This window comes from Enterobacter sp. EGD-HP1 (assembly GCF_000733275.2).
Lineage (GTDB): Bacteria > Pseudomonadota > Gammaproteobacteria > Enterobacterales > Enterobacteriaceae > Enterobacter.
This window is the reverse complement of record NZ_AVOP01000010.1, coordinates 16,122-35,082: the sequence shown is the minus strand read 5'-3', so window position 1 is coordinate 35,082 and position 18,961 is coordinate 16,122. Positions and strand designations below refer to the sequence as shown.

20 protein-coding genes and 3 pseudogenes are annotated in these 18,961 nt (G+C 56.5%); 15 read left to right on the top strand and 8 right to left on the bottom strand.

Annotated elements, in window-relative coordinates; genetic code table 11:
- Positions 1-160: 160 nt before the first annotated feature.
- Entirely contained in the window at positions 161-1,822 is a 1,662-nt protein-coding gene (locus N037_RS08455) for a putative transporter (protein ID WP_032640289.1), read from the top strand.
- On the opposite strand, the gene N037_RS08450 is transcribed toward N037_RS08455, so the two are convergent.
- Positions 1,790-2,536 carry a GntR family transcriptional regulator gene (locus N037_RS08450; protein WP_032640287.1) on the bottom strand — a complete coding sequence of 249 codons (747 nt, stop codon included), beginning with the start codon at positions 2,534-2,536 and terminating at the stop codon, positions 1,790-1,792. The genes N037_RS08455 and N037_RS08450 overlap by 33 nt on opposite strands.
- Positions 2,537-2,757: 221 nt before the next feature.
- On the opposite strand from N037_RS08450, the gene N037_RS08445 reads away from it, so the two are divergent.
- The 4 genes from N037_RS08445 to N037_RS08430 all read left to right on the top strand — a co-directional run bounded on the left by N037_RS08445 (position 2,758) and on the right by N037_RS08430 (position 6,476).
- Positions 2,758-4,380, top strand: coding sequence for an alpha-glucoside-specific PTS transporter subunit IIBC (locus N037_RS08445; protein ID WP_023333942.1), 1,623 nt, complete (start codon positions 2,758-2,760; stop codon positions 4,378-4,380).
- Positions 4,377-5,699, top strand: a complete 1,323-nt coding sequence (locus tag N037_RS08440) for a 6-phospho-alpha-glucosidase (RefSeq protein ID WP_032640285.1) — start codon at positions 4,377-4,379, stop codon at positions 5,697-5,699. Before N037_RS08445 ends, N037_RS08440 begins: the two co-directional genes overlap by 4 nt.
- A gap of 92 nt (positions 5,700-5,791) precedes the next feature.
- Entirely contained in the window at positions 5,792-6,139 is a 348-nt protein-coding gene (locus N037_RS08435; protein WP_023309821.1) for a YidH family protein, read from the top strand.
- On the top strand, positions 6,129-6,476 hold the full coding sequence (locus tag N037_RS08430) for a DUF202 domain-containing protein (protein WP_023333945.1): 348 nt from the start codon (positions 6,129-6,131) through the stop codon (positions 6,474-6,476). Before N037_RS08435 ends, N037_RS08430 begins: the two co-directional genes overlap by 11 nt.
- Positions 6,477-6,508: 32 nt before the next feature.
- Here the strand turns inward: N037_RS08430 and dsdA are convergent, their stop codons facing one another.
- The 3 genes and pseudogenes from dsdA to N037_RS23700 form a co-directional block, all read right to left on the bottom strand.
- Positions 6,509-7,795, bottom strand: a complete 1,287-nt coding sequence (gene dsdA, locus N037_RS08425; RefSeq protein ID WP_032640283.1) for a D-serine ammonia-lyase — start codon at positions 7,793-7,795, stop codon at positions 6,509-6,511.
- Between the two features lie 17 nt (positions 7,796-7,812).
- Positions 7,813-8,040: pseudogene (locus tag N037_RS08420) on the bottom strand (GntT/GntP/DsdX family permease); the annotation flags it as partial.
- Between the two features lie 265 nt (positions 8,041-8,305).
- Positions 8,306-8,612 (bottom strand): annotated as a pseudogene (locus tag N037_RS23700) (Tn3 family transposase); the annotation flags it as partial.
- A 5-nt stretch (positions 8,613-8,617) separates the two neighbouring features.
- Here N037_RS23700 and N037_RS25400 point away from each other — a divergent pair.
- From N037_RS25400 to N037_RS08390, 6 genes and pseudogenes are all read left to right on the top strand, one after another.
- A complete protein-coding gene (locus N037_RS25400) occupies positions 8,618-8,698 on the top strand; it encodes a helix-turn-helix domain-containing protein (protein ID WP_072163917.1) in 81 nt (26 codons plus the stop codon).
- A gap of 89 nt (positions 8,699-8,787) precedes the next feature.
- Complete coding sequence (locus N037_RS08410; RefSeq protein ID WP_032640282.1) at positions 8,788-9,270, top strand: PAAR domain-containing protein; 483 nt, start codon at positions 8,788-8,790, stop codon at positions 9,268-9,270.
- A gap of 3 nt (positions 9,271-9,273) precedes the next feature.
- A complete protein-coding gene (locus N037_RS08405; protein WP_231686680.1) occupies positions 9,274-10,506 on the top strand; it encodes a PAAR domain-containing protein in 1,233 nt (410 codons plus the stop codon).
- A complete protein-coding gene (locus N037_RS08400) occupies positions 10,503-10,928 on the top strand; it encodes a DUF943 family protein (RefSeq protein ID WP_032640279.1) in 426 nt (141 codons plus the stop codon). The genes N037_RS08405 and N037_RS08400 overlap by 4 nt, the downstream gene beginning before the upstream one ends.
- A gap of 347 nt (positions 10,929-11,275) precedes the next feature.
- A pseudogene (locus N037_RS08395) lies at positions 11,276-11,629 on the top strand (LysR substrate-binding domain-containing protein); the annotation flags it as partial.
- 84 nt (positions 11,630-11,713) lie between these two features.
- Positions 11,714-12,802: a cellulase family glycosylhydrolase gene (locus tag N037_RS08390; protein ID WP_032640277.1), complete on the top strand. Its 1,089-nt coding sequence runs from the start codon at positions 11,714-11,716 to the stop codon at positions 12,800-12,802.
- On the opposite strand, the gene emrD is transcribed toward N037_RS08390, so the two are convergent.
- From emrD to tisB, 4 genes are all read right to left on the bottom strand, one after another.
- Complete coding sequence (emrD, locus tag N037_RS08385; protein WP_032640336.1) at positions 12,705-13,889, bottom strand: multidrug efflux MFS transporter EmrD; 1,185 nt, start codon at positions 13,887-13,889, stop codon at positions 12,705-12,707. The genes N037_RS08390 and emrD overlap by 98 nt on opposite strands.
- A 175-nt stretch (positions 13,890-14,064) precedes the next feature.
- Positions 14,065-14,898 (bottom strand): EamA family transporter, encoded by an 834-nt coding sequence (locus N037_RS08380; protein ID WP_032640276.1) that lies wholly within the window; start codon positions 14,896-14,898, stop codon positions 14,065-14,067.
- 62 nt (positions 14,899-14,960) lie between these two features.
- The gene (locus N037_RS08375; protein WP_032640274.1) at positions 14,961-15,407 is read right to left on the bottom strand and encodes a GNAT family N-acetyltransferase; all 447 of its coding nucleotides are present in this window, start codon (positions 15,405-15,407) and stop codon (positions 14,961-14,963) included.
- Positions 15,408-15,471: 64 nt separating this feature from the next.
- Entirely contained in the window at positions 15,472-15,561 is a 90-nt protein-coding gene (gene tisB, locus N037_RS08370; RefSeq protein ID WP_023309830.1) for a type I toxin-antitoxin system toxin TisB, read from the bottom strand.
- Positions 15,562-16,151: 590 nt separating this feature from the next.
- On the opposite strand from tisB, the gene N037_RS08365 reads away from it, so the two are divergent.
- The 4 genes from N037_RS08365 (at position 16,152) to ilvN (ending at position 18,903) form a co-directional block, all read left to right on the top strand.
- Complete coding sequence (locus N037_RS08365) at positions 16,152-16,571, top strand: helix-turn-helix domain-containing protein (RefSeq protein WP_023333953.1); 420 nt, start codon at positions 16,152-16,154, stop codon at positions 16,569-16,571.
- A 147-nt stretch (positions 16,572-16,718) separates the two neighbouring features.
- Positions 16,719-16,817, top strand: a complete 99-nt coding sequence (gene ivbL, locus N037_RS24835; protein ID WP_057979964.1) for an ilvB operon leader peptide IvbL — start codon at positions 16,719-16,721, stop codon at positions 16,815-16,817.
- 106 nt (positions 16,818-16,923) lie between these two features.
- The gene (gene ilvB / locus N037_RS08360; RefSeq protein WP_032640268.1) at positions 16,924-18,612 is read left to right on the top strand and encodes an acetolactate synthase large subunit; all 1,689 of its coding nucleotides are present in this window, start codon (positions 16,924-16,926) and stop codon (positions 18,610-18,612) included.
- A 3-nt stretch (positions 18,613-18,615) separates the two neighbouring features.
- Positions 18,616-18,903, top strand: a complete 288-nt coding sequence (ilvN, locus tag N037_RS08355; protein WP_010426528.1) for an acetolactate synthase small subunit — start codon at positions 18,616-18,618, stop codon at positions 18,901-18,903.
- Positions 18,904-18,961: the final 58 nt, after the last annotated feature.

Here is an 18,961-nt window from a genome sequence, read left to right as displayed (position 1 = left end):
ACCTGTAGGTCGGGTAAGGCGCAGCCGCCACCCGACAATACTCACAGACTGCACGAAGCCCTGCCCCGGCAGGGCTTTTTTGTGCGCCATCGCCCATACAACCACCCGCGGCTCTGAGAGAATCCTTAGCATAACTAAGGTTATGCCAAGGAAGTGGATCATGAGTGATATCGCGTTAACCGTCAGCGTGTTGGCCCTGGTCGCTGTTGTTGGCCTGTGGATAGGGAATATTAAAATCCGCGGCGTCGGGTTTGGGATCGGCGGGGTACTGTTTGGCGGCATTTTTGTCGGCCACTTTGCCGACAAGCTCGGGCTGGTCCTCAGCGCCGAAATGCTCCACTTTACTCAGGAGTTCGGCCTGATCCTCTTCGTTTATACCATCGGTATTCAGGTAGGACCGGGGTTTTTCGCCTCGCTTCGGGTCTCCGGATTACGGCTCAACCTGTTTGCCCTCGGCATTGTGGTGATGGGCGGGCTGGTCACCGCGATCCTGCACAAAATCTTCGATATCCCGCTGCCCGTGGTGTTGGGCATTTTCTCCGGGGCGGTCACCAACACGCCTGCGCTCGGCGCCGGGCAGCAAATCCTGCGCGATTTGGGCATTGAACCCGGCATTGTCGACCAGATGGGGATGAGCTACGCCATGGCCTATCCGTTTGGGATTTGCGGCATTCTGCTTTCCATGTGGCTGGTACGCGTCCTGTTTCGCATTAACGTCGACAAAGAGGCGAAGGATCACGAAACCACGCTCACCAACGGCCATATGCCGATCAAAACCATCAACATCCGGGTCGATAACCCCAACCTGAACAATATGGCGATTCAGGACGTGCCGATCCTGAACAGCGCCAACATCATCTGCTCCCGCCTTAAGCGTGACGATATGCTGATGGTGCCCGCGCCCGGCACCGTTATTCAGCAGGGCGATTTGCTGCACCTGGTCGGCCAGCCTGGGGATTTAAACAACGCGCGGCTGGTGATTGGTCAGGAAGTGGATACCTCTCTCTCAACCCGCGGCACAGATATGCGCGTGGAACGGGTTGTGGTGACTAACGAACACGTTCTTGGCAAGAAAATCCGCGATTTGCAGGTAAAAGAGCGCTACGACGTGGTGATCTCCCGCCTTAACCGAGCGGGTGTCGAACTGGTCGCCAGCCCGGAGGCCAGCCTGCAGTTCGGGGATATCCTCAACCTGGTCGGGCGGCCGTCGTCCATTGACGCCGTCGCGGATATGGTGGGTAACGCCCAGCAAAAACTGCAGCAGGTGCAGATGCTGCCGGTGTTTATCGGCATCGGGCTTGGCGTGCTGCTAGGCTCTATTCCGCTGTACGTGCCGGGCTTCCCGGTGGCGCTCAAGCTGGGTCTGGCGGGCGGGCCGCTGATTATGGCGCTGATCCTCGGGCGTATCGGCTGTATCGGTAAGCTTTACTGGTTTATGCCGCCGAGCGCCAACCTGGCGCTGCGCGAGCTGGGTATCGTGCTGTTCCTGGCGGTGGTCGGGCTGAAGTCCGGCGGGGATTTTGTCGATACCCTGGTCAAGGGCGAAGGGATGAGCTGGGTCGGGTATGGCATCTTCATCACGGCGATCCCGCTGTTGACGGTGGGAATACTGGCGCGGATGTTCGCCAAAATGAACTACCTGACCCTGTGCGGCATGCTGGCGGGCTCCATGACCGATCCGCCCGCGCTGGCCTTTGCCAACAACCTGCACGCCACCAGCGGTGCGGCCGCGCTGTCCTATGCCACCGTCTATCCGCTGGTGATGTTCCTGCGCATCATCACCCCGCAGCTACTGGCGGTGCTGTTCTGGGGGATGAGCTAGCAGGTCGTCCGGGTGGATGCGCCGCAGATGGTAGTCCACCTGGTAATCACTGGTATTTCGGAACATCACGGAATAGTTGAGGAACTCGCCGCTGTCGCTGTAGGAAAGGGAGGTGATACGCAGCAGCGGCGTTTGTTCCGGAAGATTCATATAACCCGCCAGCTGTTTATCTGCCAGCACCGGCGTCAGGCTCTCGTAGTTGCCGCTGATGGTGATCCCACACTCCTTTTCGATGTAATCAAACTTAGACCCTTCAAGATGTGCCAGCGACAGGTTGCGGAACAGCTTCACCGGCATAAAGCTGTCCTCGAGCATCAGCGGCTTCCCGTCCACGTAGCGCACACGCCGGGAAAAATAGATCCGCTCATCCACCTGAATCCGCAGCTGGCTGGCGATGGCGGGCGGGGCGGGCATCACTTCGAACTGCAGCACCTTGCTCTTTACCTCTTTTCCCTGCTGACGCAGCACCTCCACCAGCCCGGTCAGGTTGGTGGTTTCGTGGTGAACGTCTTTGCGCGAGACAAAGGTTCCGCTGCCGTGCCGCCGCTCAACCAGCCCCCAGCTCACCAGCAGATCCAGCGCCTTGCGGATGGTCATTCGCGCCACGCCAAACTCCTGCGCCAGCGCTTTTTCGCCCGGCAGCGGGCTGCCGATGTTGTAGTCCGACGAATTCAGCCGCAGCCGCAACCTGTCGGCGATTGATTTGTAGATCATCAGTAGACCTCTCTGCCCTTATCAGGGCGTGGATTGCATCCTGACATGTCCATATTTGCCGCAAAAAGTAGACCTGATTGGTCAAAATAAAACCATGAATGCGATCACGAATCGCAGCGGCACCCCATGTTCGCGCATCAGTAAGTTCTTATGCTCACCTCAGGCCAGCAAAAAACCATAAAGGCCTCTACCCCTACAGGTTGTTTCATGAGGATTTAAAAATGCTCAGTCAAATACAACGTTTTGGCGGTGCCATGTTTACCCCGGTGTTGCTGTTTCCGTTCGCCGGGATCGTGGTGGGAATCGCCATCATGCTTCGCAACCCGCTGTTTGTCGGCGAAGCGCTAACGGCCCCCGATCATCTTTTCGCGCAGATCGTTCACATCATTGAAGAGGGCGGCTGGGCGGTGTTTCGCAATATGCCGCTGATTTTTGCCGTGGGCCTGCCGATTGGCCTGGCGAAGCAGGCGCAGGGCCGCGCCTGTCTGGCGGTGCTGATTAGCTTTCTGACTTGGAACTACTTCATCAACGCGATGGGAATGACCTGGGGCCACTTCTTTGGCGTCGATTTCTCCGCCGAACCGACGGCGGGTAGCGGGCTGGCGATGATTGCCGGGATCAAAACCCTCGATACCAGCATCATCGGGGCCATTGTGATTTCAGGCATCGTCACCGCCATCCACAACCGCTACTTCGACAAGCCGCTGCCGGTCTTCCTGGGGATTTTTCAGGGCAGCTCGTTTGTCGTTATCCTCGCATTCTTCGTCATGATCCCCTGCGCCTGGCTGACGCTGCTGGGCTGGCCGAAAGTGCAGATGGGCATCGAGTCCCTGCAGGCGTTCCTGCGCTCTGCCGGAGCGCTGGGCGTGTGGGTGTATACCTTCCTGGAACGCATTCTGATCCCAACTGGATTGCACCACTTCGTCTACGGTCCGTTCATCTTCGGTCCGGCGGCGGTGGAAGGCGGCATTCAGGTCTACTGGGCGCAGCACCTTCAGGAATTCAGCCAGAGCACCCTGCCGCTGAAAACCCTCTTCCCGGAAGGCGGATTCGCGCTGCACGGCAACTCAAAGGTGTTTGGCTCGGTCGGAATTGCGCTGGCGATCTGGTACACCGCGTCACCGGAAAACCGCGTCAAGGTGGCGGGACTGCTGATCCCGGCCACGCTCACCGCCGTGCTGGTGGGCATTACTGAACCCCTCGAATTCACCTTCCTGTTTATCTCGCCGCTGCTGTTTGCCGTCCACGCGGTGCTGGCGGCGACGATGGCGACGGTGATGTACACCTTCGGCGTCGTGGGGAACATGGGCGGTGGCCTGCTTGACCAGTTTCTGCCGCAAAACTGGATCCCGATGTTCCATAACCACGCCGCGACGGTGTTTACCCAGATCGGCATCGGCGTCTGCTTCACCGGGATTTACTTCGTGGTCTTCAAAACGCTGATTGCGCGTCTGAACCTGAAAACCCCGGGCCGGGAAGAGAGCGAAATCAAGCTCTACAGCAAGGCCGACTATAAGGCGGCGCGCGGGCAAACCACCGCCCCGGCGGCGGCCAGCCAGCAGGTTGGGCAGGCAGCCGGATTCCTGCAGGCGCTCGGCGGCGCGGCCAACGTTGAAAGCATCAACAACTGCGCCACCCGCCTGCGTATCACCCTGGTCGATATGGCGAAAACGCAAAGCGATGACGTCTTCAAAGCCCTCGGCGCCCACGGCGTGGTGCGACGCGGCAACGGCATTCAGGTGATTGTCGGTCTGCACGTTCCTCAGGTGCGCGACCAGCTGGAATCGCTGATGAAAACTCCTTTAACGAATGAACAAACCACCCTGACAGAGGCTATATCATGAAAAAATTCTCAGTTGTCATTGCAGGCGGCGGCAGCACCTTTACGCCTGGTATCGTCCTGATGCTGTTAGCCAACCGCGACCGTTTCCCGCTGCGCGCCCTGAAGTTCTATGACAACGACGGCGCACGTCAGGAGACCATCGCCGAAGCGTGCAAAATCATCCTCAGGGAGCAGGCGCCGGAGATTGAGTTCAGCTATACCACCGATCCTGAAGCGGCGTTTAGCGATGTGGATTTCGTGATGGCGCATATCCGCGTGGGCAAATACCCAATGCGCGAAAAAGATGAAAAAATCCCGCTGCGCCACGGCGTGCTGGGCCAGGAAACCTGCGGACCTGGCGGGATTTCCTACGGCATGCGCTCTATCGGCGGCGTGCTGGAGCTGGTGGATTACATGGAGCAGTACTCGCCGAACGCGTGGATGCTGAACTACTCCAACCCGGCGGCGATTGTCGCGGAAGCCACGCGCCGCCTGCGCCCGAACGCCAAAATCCTCAACATTTGCGATATGCCGATCGGTATTGAAGGGCGCATGGCGCAGATTGTCGGCCTGAAGGACCGCAATGAGATGCGCGTGCGCTACTACGGCCTGAACCACTTCGGCTGGTGGACGTCGATTGAAGACCTGAACGGCAACGATCTGATGCCGAAGCTGCGCGAATACGTGGCGAAAAACGGCTATGTCCCACCTTCGGAAGATGCGCATACCGAAGCGAGCTGGAACGATACCTTTGCCAAAGCAAAAGACGTGCAGGCGCTGGATCCGGACACCATGCCGAACACCTACCTGAAGTATTACCTTTTCCCGGACTACGTGGTCGCGCACTCCAACCCGGAACGGACCCGCGCCAATGAGGTCATGGATCACCGTGAGAAGCACGTATTCAATTCCTGCCGGGCGATTATCGAGGCGGGCAAATCCGCCGCCGGCGAGCTGGAAATTGACGAACATGCGTCGTACATCGTCGATCTGGCCACGGCCATTGCCTTTAACACCCAGGAGCGGATGCTGCTGATTGTGCCAAACAACGGGGCCATCCATAACTTTGATGCTGACGCGATGGTAGAAATTCCGTGCCTGGTCGGCCATAACGGGCCGGAGCCGCTCACGGTGGGTGATATTCCGCACTTCCAGAAAGGGTTGATGAGCCAGCAGGTGGCGGTGGAAAAACTGGTGGTGGATGCCTGGGAGCAGCGCTCGTACCAGAAACTCTGGCAGGCTATCACCCTGTCGAAAACCGTGCCGAGCGCGTCCGTCGCGAAAGCGATTCTGGATGATCTGATCGAGGCCAACAAAGCGTACTGGCCAGAGCTGCATTAATCGTCCTGACCGGCATCGCCCGATGCCGGTCTCCTTGTCCTTGTCGATTTACGCTATGCTGAAGCCTGCCCGTAGCACGACAAGGAACCTTCATGAAAATTTCCCGCCTCGGCGAAGCGCCGGACTACCGCTTCTCGCTGGCTAATGAACGCACTTTTTTAGCGTGGATCCGCACCGCGCTGGGCTTTCTTGCCGCAGGGGTGGGCCTCGATCAGCTCGCGCCCGATTTCGCCACGCCGCTGATCCGTGAAGTGCTGGCGCTGCTGCTGTGCCTGTTCGCGGGCGTGCTGGCGATTTACGGCTATCTGCGCTGGCTGCGCAATGAGAAGGCGATGCGTCTGAAGCAGGATCTGCCCTATACGCGCGGGCTGCTGATTATCAGCACGATTCTGCTGACGGTGGCGGGCGTGGTGATGGTGCTGGTGTTTTATGGCGGATAGCCGCAAAGCGCGACGTGAAGCGGACCCCGGCCTGCAGCCGGAGCGGACGTCACTCGCCTGGCTGCGCACGCTGCTGGGGTATGGCGCGCTGATTGCCCTGGCGATTAAGCACAACTGGCACCGCACGGGGATGCCGTTCTGGATCTCGCTTATCGTGCTGGCGCTGGTGGCGATTATTTTATGGCGCTATACCCGCAGCCGTAACCTGATGGACGTGGCGAAGAGCGATTTTGTGCAACCGAAAGCGGTGCGCGATAAGTTCCTGATCGCGCTCGCTGTTCTCTCGCTGTCATTGTTGTTTGCGGTAACCCACATTCAACAAATTTTGCAGCTGTAGGCCGGGTAAGGCGCAGCCGCCACCCGGCATCATTACTTCCCTTTAGCCAGATACTTTGCCATCTCGTCTTCTGGCACCATGCCGCCACCGGTCGCCCAGACCAGGTGCGTGGAATTGGCATCCGCCTGCACGCGCAGCGGTCCGGCCATCCCTGCCAGCGCCGACGGCTCCAGGCGAATCCCTTCCTCCTGCGCCAGCCAGCCGAGCATGTCGTACATGCTCTGATCGGAAAGCGTATAGAACCCGTCGAGCAGGCGCTCCATCGCGCGGCCCACGAAGCCGGACGCGCGCCCTACCGCCAGACCGTCCGCCGCCGTCACGTTATCAATGCCCAGATCCTGCACCGCAATCTCATCGTGCAGGCCGGTGTAGACGCCGAGCAGCATGCACGGGGAGTGCGTTGGCTCCGCGAAGAAGCAGTGGACGTTATCGCCAAAGGCCAGCTTCAGGCCAAACGCCACGCCGCCAGGGCCGCCGCCAACGCCGCACGGCAGGTAGACGTACAGGGGATGATCGGCATCCACCACGCGGCCCTGTTCGGCAAACTGTGCCTTCAGGCGCTCGCCTGCAACGGCGTAGCCCAGGAAAAGGGTGCGGGAGTTTTCATCGTCAATGAAGAAACAGTTCGGATCGCTTTCCGCCGCTTTTCGTCCCTGCTCCACCGCCACGCCGTAATCCTGCTCATATTCCACGACGATGACGCCGTGGCTGCGTAGTTTGGCTTTCTTCCACTCGCGGGCGTCGGCAGACATATGTACCGTCACCTTAAAGCCGATGCGGGCGCTCATAATGCCGATAGACATCCCGAGGTTGCCTGTAGAGCCTACCGCAATGCTGTACTGGCTGAAGAAGTCCTTAAAGCGCGGTTCCAGCAGAACGCTGTAGTCGTCTTCAACGCTCAGCAACCCGGCTTCCAGCGCCAGTTTTTCCGCATGGGTCAGCACCTCATAGATGCCGCCGCGCGCTTTGATCGAGCCGGAGATCGGCAGATGGCTGTCTTTTTTCAGCAGCAGGGTGCCGGGAATGGATTTGCCAGACTCTTTCTCCAGCCGCTTTTGCATCGCCGGAATGGCGACCAGTTCGGATTCTATAATCCCGCCCGTTGCCGCCGTTTCCGGGAAGGCTTTCGCCAGATACGGCGCGAAGCGGTTGAGGCGCGCGTGGGCGTCGTCCACGTCGGCTTTGGTCAGCCCGACATAGGGCAACCCTTCTGCAAGCGTCGTGGTGCGCGGGTTAAGCCAGGTGATTTCTTTCAGGGCAATCAGATCCTCAACCAGAGGAAACCGTGCGGTTAAAGTAGTGATAGTTGCGTTTTCCATAATACGTCTCTTCGCGCTCAGATAATGAAGGAAAGCAGGAATGTGCCGCCAAGTGCAAGCACCGAGGCGATAAACGTCGCCGTCGTATAGTATTTGAAGGTCTCATTCAGGGTCGCGCCGCAGTATTGTTTCACCAGCCAGAAGAGGGAATCGGTGACGATCGTGCAGCCAATGGCGCCGGAACCGATGGCAATGGTGATGATCTCCGGGCTCACGTTCGGGTAGAGCGGCAGCATCGGCGCGAGGAACGGGTGAAACTTCAGTTTTACGATGGTTAAAAAATCAACATGAAGCTGACCAGCAGCATTATCACAACCCAGACCTGAGATCCTATAACTCATCTTACCCTTATGTCATCTGCGAGTATTGGACGAAAAAACGACGTTAGCTGGCAAACGATATAAATTGGCGTTCAGGTGAGCCAGATTGGATAAACTGAGTGACTGAACTCTAACAGGGGTTTGAGGGCCAATGGAACGAAAACGCACGTTAAGTATATAATTCGTTGTTTTAATTAATATTTAATGCTCTCATTTCTCCCTTCATAATATCCTCCGGTAGCGTAAGCGTATAATGCCCCCAACATAATGATATGCCCGTGCATCAGTGGGGATAACCGGGCGATATCGTCATCCCCGGTTTCTTCTCCATGACTGCGCATCCATTTCTATGCTTCCTGCATGTAAAGCGAGTTCCACAGTACCACTGCGTTATTGACGAAGCCCAGTGCACCCGGTTGATCTTCCTGTCCTTCACGATATCCCTTTCTGATCCCAGCGCGTTGCCCGTAGCAGATCGCCCGCGCCACAGCATGGCGGAACGGTGGCTACGGCGATAGCCCGGCAACTCGGCATTGCCCGTTCCACGGTGTATAAAATTCTTGAGAAAGGGAAGTCCGCTTAGAACACCAGAAAGTCGCCATTAAATTTTGGTTAAAAGCTACCGTCTGGTTACTATAAGCACAAAAGCCATATGGAAAAGAGGGGTTTTATATGTCACAGCAATACACCAACGAACTGACCCCGGAATTAGCCGCCTCACTGGCGCGTCCGCCATTTTCAGCTGAGAAGAAGGCCGCGATGTCTGAGGGGGCCCATCAGGTTGTTGAAGAACAGGAGGTATTCATGCGTGAACATCCGGTGGTGGCGATTTACCGGATCGCGGTTGACGGGGCGCTGACCCGGCGAGGCGGGGTGGTTCGGGCTGTGTGGAATGGAGCGGAAATCGAGCTTGATGGCGGGCAGAAGGTTAATATTGCGCTGGTTGGTGATGAGGTGGTTTACCCGGACGGGACCACTGCCCGGATTGTCACCGGCAGTGGTTCGAAATTTCGGAAAGGTGAGCAGAGTATTGCACTGGTCGGCAGCAGGCTAAGTAACGGCGATGTGATTATCAGTACCCCACAGGCGGGATGTATGCTGAATGAGCTGAAAGGTTTGCCGATGGATGACGATTTTTTACCGGCAGAGGGCTGAATTATGTCCATCATGAGAGGGTGTAGCGTTCACGGCAAGAATGTCGGATTACACGGAGATAAAACCACCTCTGGGGCACAATGTATCGCGGCCCGGCCCGGTATGTCGGTCATGGGGTTGTTAAAACTCTATATTGGCGACAAGACCACACCCTGCCCGAAATGTGGGAAAGTGGGGATCATTGTGGATGGCGATCACCGGTGCTCAAACAGTGTCGCTGTTGCGGTGGACGGCGCGGAGATCCGTTGCGGGTGTCCGCAGGGGACCAATTTTCTGATTGCACCGGGTACGATCCCGCAGCTGTCAGCGGCAAGCGCCAGGATGGCACCGATTGCAGCCCCGGAGCCGGAACAGCACGCACAGGCGGCGAAAAAGCCCCGCCCTGAATCTCTTCCGTTGCCGGCGCGGATTTACCAGACAGTGCGGCAGATGGATGATTACCGGGCTAAAGACATGCGCTATGGCGATCTGGATACGCTGGCACTGCGTAATCAGTTTTATATCGACGTGGACAATGTGTCCGCGAAGGTGAACCCCAGAACGCTGAAACTGCAGCCGACAGCGAGCACCGCCACCCAGTATTCCCCTTATGCGATGCAGAGCCTTGAGCAGCAGACGCCGTCTGTCAGCAAGGGCGAGGCGACGCGGCTGATGTTTGATGAGTTTCGGGAGCTGGCGAAGCTGTACTCCTTCCACGGTCCGTACAAGAGCATCATCACCGAGATGATTACGCATATGCAGGAGAACTACGGCACGCCGTACAGCAGCCCGTTGTTGGATCAGGCACTGAAAGAGCAGATCCTGAATGACCATTCAGATAAAAGCTCGTTGTTGAAAATAAAAAAAGCCATGAAGTCTGCCATTGATTATGAATATGGATTTATCCCTTTATCTAATGAGAACGTTTTTTATAGAGAAATCAGTGAGGCAATACTTCCTAAGTTTGATCGTAAGATAGATAACACCAACGGGCTGGTTATCACTGTCCATGATACCTGGTCGACACATATCACGCTGGTATCACTGCAGGTGAGCGGTAACAGTTACAGGGCAATGGTTCATTACCGGGTTCAGGATCACTTTGGCCTTGATGACGATGATGTTCTTAACCCTGTGTACCGTGAGTTCCGAATTTTCCGTCTGTGGTTCGCACTCCAGCGCTGGGATCAATACGGGTATAAGCCATTTATCACTGAGATGAATGCCACCGTGGAGATAACGGGAGATGTGGAGTGAATAAGCGACAGATCGGCGGTGCGATTGTAGTGGCTGTCTGCGGCTATGTACTCTGGCAGTTTCTTACGCCGGTTGAAATATCTGCTGTTCATGGGGAGAACGTGTGCAGCAAAATGTATGACTGCCATGGAGATATTTTGCTGGTCAAACATTTTCCATATCTGAAAAGCCGTCAGATCGCTTGGTGGGAAGCTAATAAGACCATGATTCAGGGAAAGTACGGTATTCCGCATAAAAATGATGATGGTTATTACAATGTAACCATTATGGACTTTGGCGATGGGTATCAGATCGACCACGGTACAGATCAAGACTCTGACCTGCTTTGTTTTTATGAAATGTCTGTAGATGCGCGGTGTATTGAGAAAAAACCTCTTATGTCGGTAGGAAGTGCTCCCAATGCTGCACTGTATTACGATTAGATATTAAACAATCAAAAGGATCTTCTTGAGACCCTTTTTTCGCGCGTAATCACTTGTCCTGTAAACGAAAAAACCATATGGGGGAGGTGATTCGATCGAAGGTTAAGTCAGTTGGGGAATTGCTTAACCGGGTGACTGGGTATACGAGACCGCAGATACCAAAATATTGTTCTTTCAATGTAGTCGCACCCAGGTACCTACTTAAAGACCCCTTGATATGTGGATCATTTTTAACAATCTTATTACCAAAAGCTCTTAACGTGAGTTTTCGACTCACTCAAAGATACACAACTAAAATAATTATAAACAATGAATTATCTTCTAAGTGTACGTTATCGTTCTATTGGCCCTCAAACCCCATCCACTGCGCATTACTCCACGACCGCCAGGCCTGGAGCAATGATTCCGGTACGGACGAGTGGCTGAGCTGGGCGCAGCACTTTGCGATGAATATGCCGCCATCGTCGGGAATTGGTTTCGATCGTTCCGATTTGGCGATTATTGCGGCCATTAACCACGTAGGCGTCGCGATGGGGAGAAAGCGGCTGGTGCAGAAACGGCTGGAACGTGGCGAGCTGATCGCCCCGTTTGGTGAAAAGACCCTGAAATGCCATCAGCACTATTATGTCTCGACGCTTTCTGGCCGCCAGTGGCCGAAAATAGACGCCTTTATCGGCTGGCTGAGAGAACTGGCAGGTTGAAGAATTATTACGCTTTCGCTCTACACCAAATGTGAAAAAGCGTGCTAAATACAGGTAATGCTTTCGATTTATCCAGGGTAAACCGTGTTAAAGCCTTTTATTGCCTCTGCATTACTGATCTTTTCCGGCTGGGCGATTGCCGCTGAGCCGCCGCTGACGGCTGCCCATTATGCGCAGCAGCTGGGCGTCGGGATGGATGTGGACTGGGCGCGCACCGAGCGCGGCATACGCGAATTCGACCCGCTGGTGGTACGCGATTTTCGTGCAAAAGGTATTACCCACGTGCGCATTCGCGTGGCCGATGAGCCGACGGAAGCGCGGCTGATCCACCTGCGCAAGCTGGTAGAAGCCTGCGAGCAGTATGGCGTGATCCCGATAATCGCTTATCAGGCCGATGAATATAAAAACGACCCTAAAGCCGATAACGAGAAAGAGACGATCAACTGGTGGATTGCCGTGGCGCACTATTTCGGTCAGAGCTACCCGCTGCTGGGTTTTGATCTCATTTATGAGCCAGCCGACAAGCTTAACCACAACCTCGCGTCGCTAAACCGCGTGTATGAAAAAACCATTAAAGCGATCCACGACATGGACCCGCAGCGCATGATCTTTATTGCGCCGCGCCTGCGTGCCGTGCCGGAGGATTTATCCAGCCTGAAGCTGCCCGCGCACAGTCAAAACTACCTGCTGGCGGAGTGGCATATTTTCCCGTGGGGGCCGCTGAAAAATAGCGGTAAATACCCGTGGACGTCCGGCACGGTGGCGGAGAAAGAGGCTATCCATAATCGCATCAATACCGCGCTGCGCTGGCAGCAAAAAACCGGACACGTTAGCTGGGTCGGAGGCTGGGGCGTAGGGGAGTCAAACCACCTCACGCCAACCGCTTCGCAAATGGCCTTCGCTACCTTTATGGCCTGCGAGCTGCAAAAGGCGAAAATCCCCTATGCGCTTAACGCGGATTTTCAGTTTTACGACGGGGAAGAGGGCGCCTGGCGGCCAGCGCCAGAGCCGTTATTGCAGGCGATGATTGCGCCCGTCTGTGAAAAGCCCGGCGAGAAGCCGGGCCATCATGCGGTTAAACCGGCTGCTCGTGATGCGGGACGCGCGACGCCAGCGGCAGCCAGCACAGTAAAATCAGCAGCCCCATCAGCGTCATCAGCAGGCCCAAACTAGCCTGCCCGGTCTGCGGCATCATCGCCGAAAGCCAGGCCAGCGCGCCGGAACCGATGTTCTGCAAACCGCCCACCAGCGCGCCCGCCGTGCCTGCGAGGAACGGGAACGGCTCCATCGCGCCGCTGGTCGCCAGCGGGAACAGCATCCCCGCGCCAAAGAAGAACAGCGCCGCCGGGATGAGCAGCGTCCAGACCGACATCACGTCAAATAGCCCCGGGATCCACATCATCAGACCCGCCAGCAGACAGCTGATCACCGACTGCCACATCAGGGTGGAGAAGCGTTTGTTCGGACGTCCGGCAAACCACGCGCCGAAGAACGCCGCCGGGATCGGCAGAATAAACAGAATACTCACCACCATACTGCTCAGCCCAAGACCTGCGCCCAGCAGCACGCCGGAGCAGGCTTCGAACACCGCAATGCCCGCCAGGCCGCCAATCAGCATCAGCAGATAGCAGGTAAACGCGCCGTTACCGAACAGCGTCTTATAGCTGGTAATGAGCTTCGTGCGCGGCGCGTCCTGCGGGCGCGTTTCCGGCATCCAGCGCGCCATGCTGAAGGTGACAATGATGCACAGCACCAGCAGGAAGGCGTAGCAGGCGCGCCAGGACCAAACCGTGTCCAGCAGGCCGCCAATCAGCGGGGCCAGCAGCGGGCTGACCAGAATACCCATATTCAACAGGCTGTTGGCATGGCGGAGCTGCGTACCCTGATACATATCGCGCGGTAAGGTACGCGCCATCACCCCGCCGACGCCGGTCCCAACGCCCTGCAGGGCGCTGGCGGCAATCAGTACGGTCAGACTGTGGGTGGTAATGGCAATTACCGTCGCCGCCATGAAAATACTCATGCCCACCAGGATCACCGGGCGACGCCCGACGCGGTCGGACAGCGGGCCGTAGAAGAGTTGCGAAACGCCATAGGTCAGCAGGTAGGCTGCCATTACGCTCTGCACCGCGCCCTCACGGACGTTTAATTCCTTTGCCATGTCGGCAATCGCCGGAATGTAGATGGTTTGCGCCATCTGACCGACGGCCACCAGTAACACCAGCATCAACAATAAGTTAACGTTCCTTTGTTTTTTCATGTCGCTGAATACTTTTGCCAAAAGAGAAAAATGAAGAATAAGTGACTGCGCATTCCCATAAATGCGCGAGGAATCTACCACAGAGAGATGACAATTTAAGCATTGTCGTGGTGAATGAAAAAAATGGGGAAGGCAGGATTTGTAAACAAGAACGGCAACTAATGTTGCCAGTGATTTACGCCAGGCGCAGCAGAATAGCGCCGCCAGCAATGCCCAGCGCCGCCACGATGCGTAGGCCCGCAACCTTCTCTTTTAAAAGGACAAACGCGATCAGTGCCCCAAAGAGAATTGAGGTTTCACGCAGTGCCGCGACCACTGCCAGCGGGGCCTGCGTCATTGCCCACAGCGCCAGACCGTAAGATCCCATGGTGCCAACGCCGCCGAGCAGCCCCTTTTTCCAGTGCAGGCGCAGGTAGCCGGACGCCTCACGTCGACGCGCCACCATCGCCCAGCCGAGCAGGCAGAAGCCGTTCATAAAGAAGGTCCACAGCGTATAGCCCAGCGCGGTGTCTGACAGCCGCACGCCGGTGCCGTCCACCAGCGTGTAGCCGGCGATAAAACAGGCATTCAGCAGCGCCAGCCAGATCCCTTTGCGCGACTGCATGCGCCCGTTCATCGCCATCGCCAGAATCGACAGGCAAATTACCCCAATGCCGGACCAGGCGAGCCAGGAGAGACGATCGCCGAGCGCCAGCACGCTGATCAGCGCCACCAGCAGCGGGGCGGTGCCGCGCATCAGCGGATAGGTTTGGCTCATATCGGAGACCTGATAGGTCTTCGCTACCAGCACGGTGTACACCACCTGTAAGGCACAGGAGACGATCAAAAACGGCCAGCTTTCAGCAGATGGCTGTGGGGAGAACGGCAGTAAAACCAGAGCGATAACCGTGGCGGAGCCGCTGACGCTTATGGCGGAATAGAGCTTGTCCGTTCCGGCTTTGACGATGGCGTTCCAGCTGGCATGCAGCAGCGCGGCGAAGAGCAAAATGCAGAATACGGTGATGGTCATGGCGTATCGGATGATGAATTGTCACTCAACTGTAACATTCACATCCTGATGCTGCCAGCCGGCTACACGGCACAAAAAAGGCGGTGCGTCACCCGCGGTTCGTCTGAGACCAGCGTAAAACCCGCTTGATGATAAAATCCGTAGGCGCTGTCCGGCGCGTGGGTATTCAGAAAATCAAACCAGATGCTGGCATCGGCCATTACCACGGTCAAAAGCTGCTTGCCAATGCCCAGCCCGCGGCACTTCTCGCTGACGTAGAGATGGCGAATACGTCCGGCGCGCGGCTGCTGGCTGAACGGATCGCGGTTGAGGCCGCACACGCCGACCAGCCTGCCGTTGAGAAACGCGCCCAGCAGCTTTTCACCCGGTGCGTTAAAGCGGTTCTCACCACGCTGCCAGTTCTCTTCCAGCCTGCGCAGCATGTTAAAATTCAATGCGATACTTTCCGCCTTCAGGGCAATATACCCCGGCTCATCCGGTGTGACAGGCTCAATTAACAGACGCGACATAGCATTCCCTCGTTATTAAAGAGGGGCGGTTACCCGCCCCTCTCAGGTGCGACTTGAATCTGAATTACCGAAGGAATTTCAGGACAGCATCAAGCAGTTGCAGTACAGCAACAATGAGTTTGAGGATAAGTATCACCATATCCACTACGCTCATACGCGTCTCCTTTTGGTTAAAAGGAGCACGATGCTGGCGTACCTTTCCGCCGCCTGTTGCCAGCACCTGGATTGACGTAACACAGTGTGCTCACTTCAGGGGTTAAGGCACTGACGGCACCACCCGTTTCAGCCAGGACTTCGTTGCGCCGGTAGAACTGCGGCCCCCTCGCTCACTGCGAACACCCTCAGTATAGATAAATACTGTATGCATGAACAGTATTTTATGGACAAAATTTGGAAGGCGATCCATACTCAAAAACGTCAAAATCCGTGCCGGAATTGCGCGTTCGTCTTCGATCGCGTATACTTTTTGCGTTGACGTAACACAGTGTGTTCTGCGGCGACCAACCGCAAAACCCTGATAAAAACCTCGCTTAGGCGGGGTTTTTTGTTTTCTGGTCTGCCCATAAAAAGATGTCTGTTGACTTATTGGCAACGGATGTCATTATTGCCATAATGGCAACGGACGCGGCAGGCATGCAGTATGCATTTAATCTCTATGAAAGCTATTTTGGATGCGGTAACCCAGTTTCCCCAGCATAAGGAATATGACCGTTTTACGGAGAAACATCGCACTAAGGGGAAGAAATGATGATCGTCGCTGATGCAATAAAAGCTACGCATGCCCTTGTTGCGGCCGTTCCTTTACTGGGTGAACAGCCGAGCGAGAGGGATTACAAGGATGCGCTTGAGCTGGTTGAGTATCTCCTTATGAACGAGCCCGATAGCCCCTTGCTGGATATTGTGTGCGCCAGGATTAGCCGTTACGAAGCCAGTCGGCCAGAGATAGTCGCATTACGTAAGGAGATGGAGTCCGTCCCCGTCGGTATTGCGGTTTTAAGAACCTTGATGGATCAGTACAACCTGACGATATCGGATTTTCAGGATGAAATTGGCAGTAAATCGATGGTTTCACGGGTTCTGAATGGCCAGAGACAGCTTACTCTGAACCATATTAAAAAGCTGGCGGCCAGATTTGGGGTATCACCTGCTCTGTTTATTGAGTGAGTAAAAACCGACTTTTTGAGTGTCATCACTCAACAAACGAAACGTGATCCCTGACGCATTTTTGCGCAGATGAAAATATTTCCATTGTCACGCCCGAAAACCTGTGTTTGTATAAATTCAATCAATGAATCCAAACACAGGTCCCCAATGACTTCATCCATCTTCACTTCGACCCTACTAAAAACTGCGCAACCTGCCGCAGTGGTCGTCGTGCGTGTGGTGGTGGTCGTCGGCAATGCGCCGTAGGGACTGGATCAACACACGAATCCAAAACCCCGCCGGCGCAAACCGGGCGGGGTTTTTTGTTTAGGACCCTCCCCGGAAGGCTGGCTCAGAAGAAAAGGACTGGAGCATGGCAAGTTCGGGCACGACATCCACAAAGACGCGTTTTACTGGCGCGCAGCTGATTGTTCATTTACTGGAACGGCAGGGCATCACTACGGTTGCGGGTATCCCGGGCGGCACGGTGCTGCCGCTGTACGATGCGTTAAGCCAAAGCACGAAGATCCGCCACGTGCTGGCGCGCCACGAGCAGGGGGCAGGCTTTATTGCTCAGGGCATGGCGCGTACGCAGGGCAAACCGGCGGTCTGTATGGCCTGCAGCGGCCCGGGTGCAACCAACCTGGTCACCGCCATTGCCGACGCGCGTCTCGACTCGATTCCGCTGATCTGCATTACCGGCCAGGTACCGTCCTCGATGATCGGCACCGATGCGTTCCAGGAAGTGGATACCTACGGCATCTCTATCCCCATCACCAAACATAACTATTTAGTTCGCGATATCAGCGAGCTGCCTCAGGTTATCAGCGATGCGTTCCGCATTGCACAGTCTGGCCGCCCGGGCCCGGTGTGGATAGACATTCCTAAGGATGTCCAGACCGCAGAGATCGAGATAGACGTTCTGCCGGAGCCGGGCGACCGTGCCCCCGCGCCAGAATTCAGCGCTGAGAGCGTGCGCGATGCTGCCGCCATGATTAACGCCGCCAAACGTCCGGTACTCTATCTGGGCGGCGGGGCGATTAACGCCGCGGATGAAATTCGTCAGTTCGCCGAAAAAGCCAACCTGCCGACCACCATGACCCTGATGGCGCTGGGCATGCTGCCTAAAGCGCACCCATTGTCATTAGGCATGCTGGGCATGCACGGCGCGCGCAGCACCAACTACATCCTGCAAGAGGCGGATTTGCTGATCGTTATGGGCGCGCGTTTTGATGACCGGGCGATTGGCAAAACCGAACAGTTCTGCCCGAACGCGCAGATCATTCACGTGGATATCGACCGCGCCGAGCTGGGTAAAATCAAGCAGCCGCACGTGGCGATTCAGGGCGACGTGGCCGAAGTGCTGGCGCAGCTGATCCCACAAACCGACGCAACCGACCGCGCCGACTGGCGTCAGCTGGTGGCCGATCTGCAGCGCGAGTTCCCGGGCGCCATCCCAACCGAAGGCGACCCGCTGAGCCACTATGGTCTTATCAACGCCGTGGCCGCCTGCGTGGACGACAGCGCGATTATCACCACCGACGTGGGCCAGCATCAGATGTGGACCGCTCAGGCCTACCCGCTGAACCGTCCGCGCCAGTGGCTGACTTCCGGCGGTCTCGGCACCATGGGCTTCGGCCTGCCGGCGGCAGTCGGGGCGGCGCTGGCGAATCCGGACCGCAAGGTGATCTGCTTCTCCGGCGACGGTAGCCTGATGATGAACATTCAGGAAATGGCGACCGCGGCCGAAAACCAGTTAGACGTGAAAATCATCCTGATGAACAACGAGGCGCTGGGGCTGGTACACCAGCAGCAGAGCCTGTTCTACAAGCAGGGCGTGTTTGCCGCGACCTATCCGGGGATGATTAACTTTATGCAGATTGCCGCCGGCTTTGGCCTGCACACCTGCGATCTGAACGCCGAAGAGGATGCCCACGCGGCGCTGCAGGCGGCGATTTCTCGCCCCGGCCCGGCGCTGATCCACGTCCGTATCGACCCTGAACAAAAAGTGTATCCGATGGTGCCGCCGGGTGCGGCAAATACTGAGATGGTGGGAGAATAAGCCATGCAGAAACAACATGATAACGTCATTCTGGAACTCACCGTCCGCAACCATCCTGGCGTCATGACGCACGTCTGCGGGCTATTTGCCCGCCGCGCGTTTAACGTGGAAGGCATTCTCTGTCTGCCGATTCAGGGCAGCGAGCACAGCCGCATCTGGCTACTGGTTAACGATGACCAGCGTCTGGAGCAAATGATGGCGCAGATCGACAAGCTGGAAGATGTCACTAAAGTGGCGCGCAACCAGTCCGATCCCACCATGTTTAACAAAATTGCGGTGTTTTTCGAGTAAATCACTTAAGGTAAGAGGCTTTTGCCGGATGGCGCTGCGCTTATCCGGCCTACAAGGA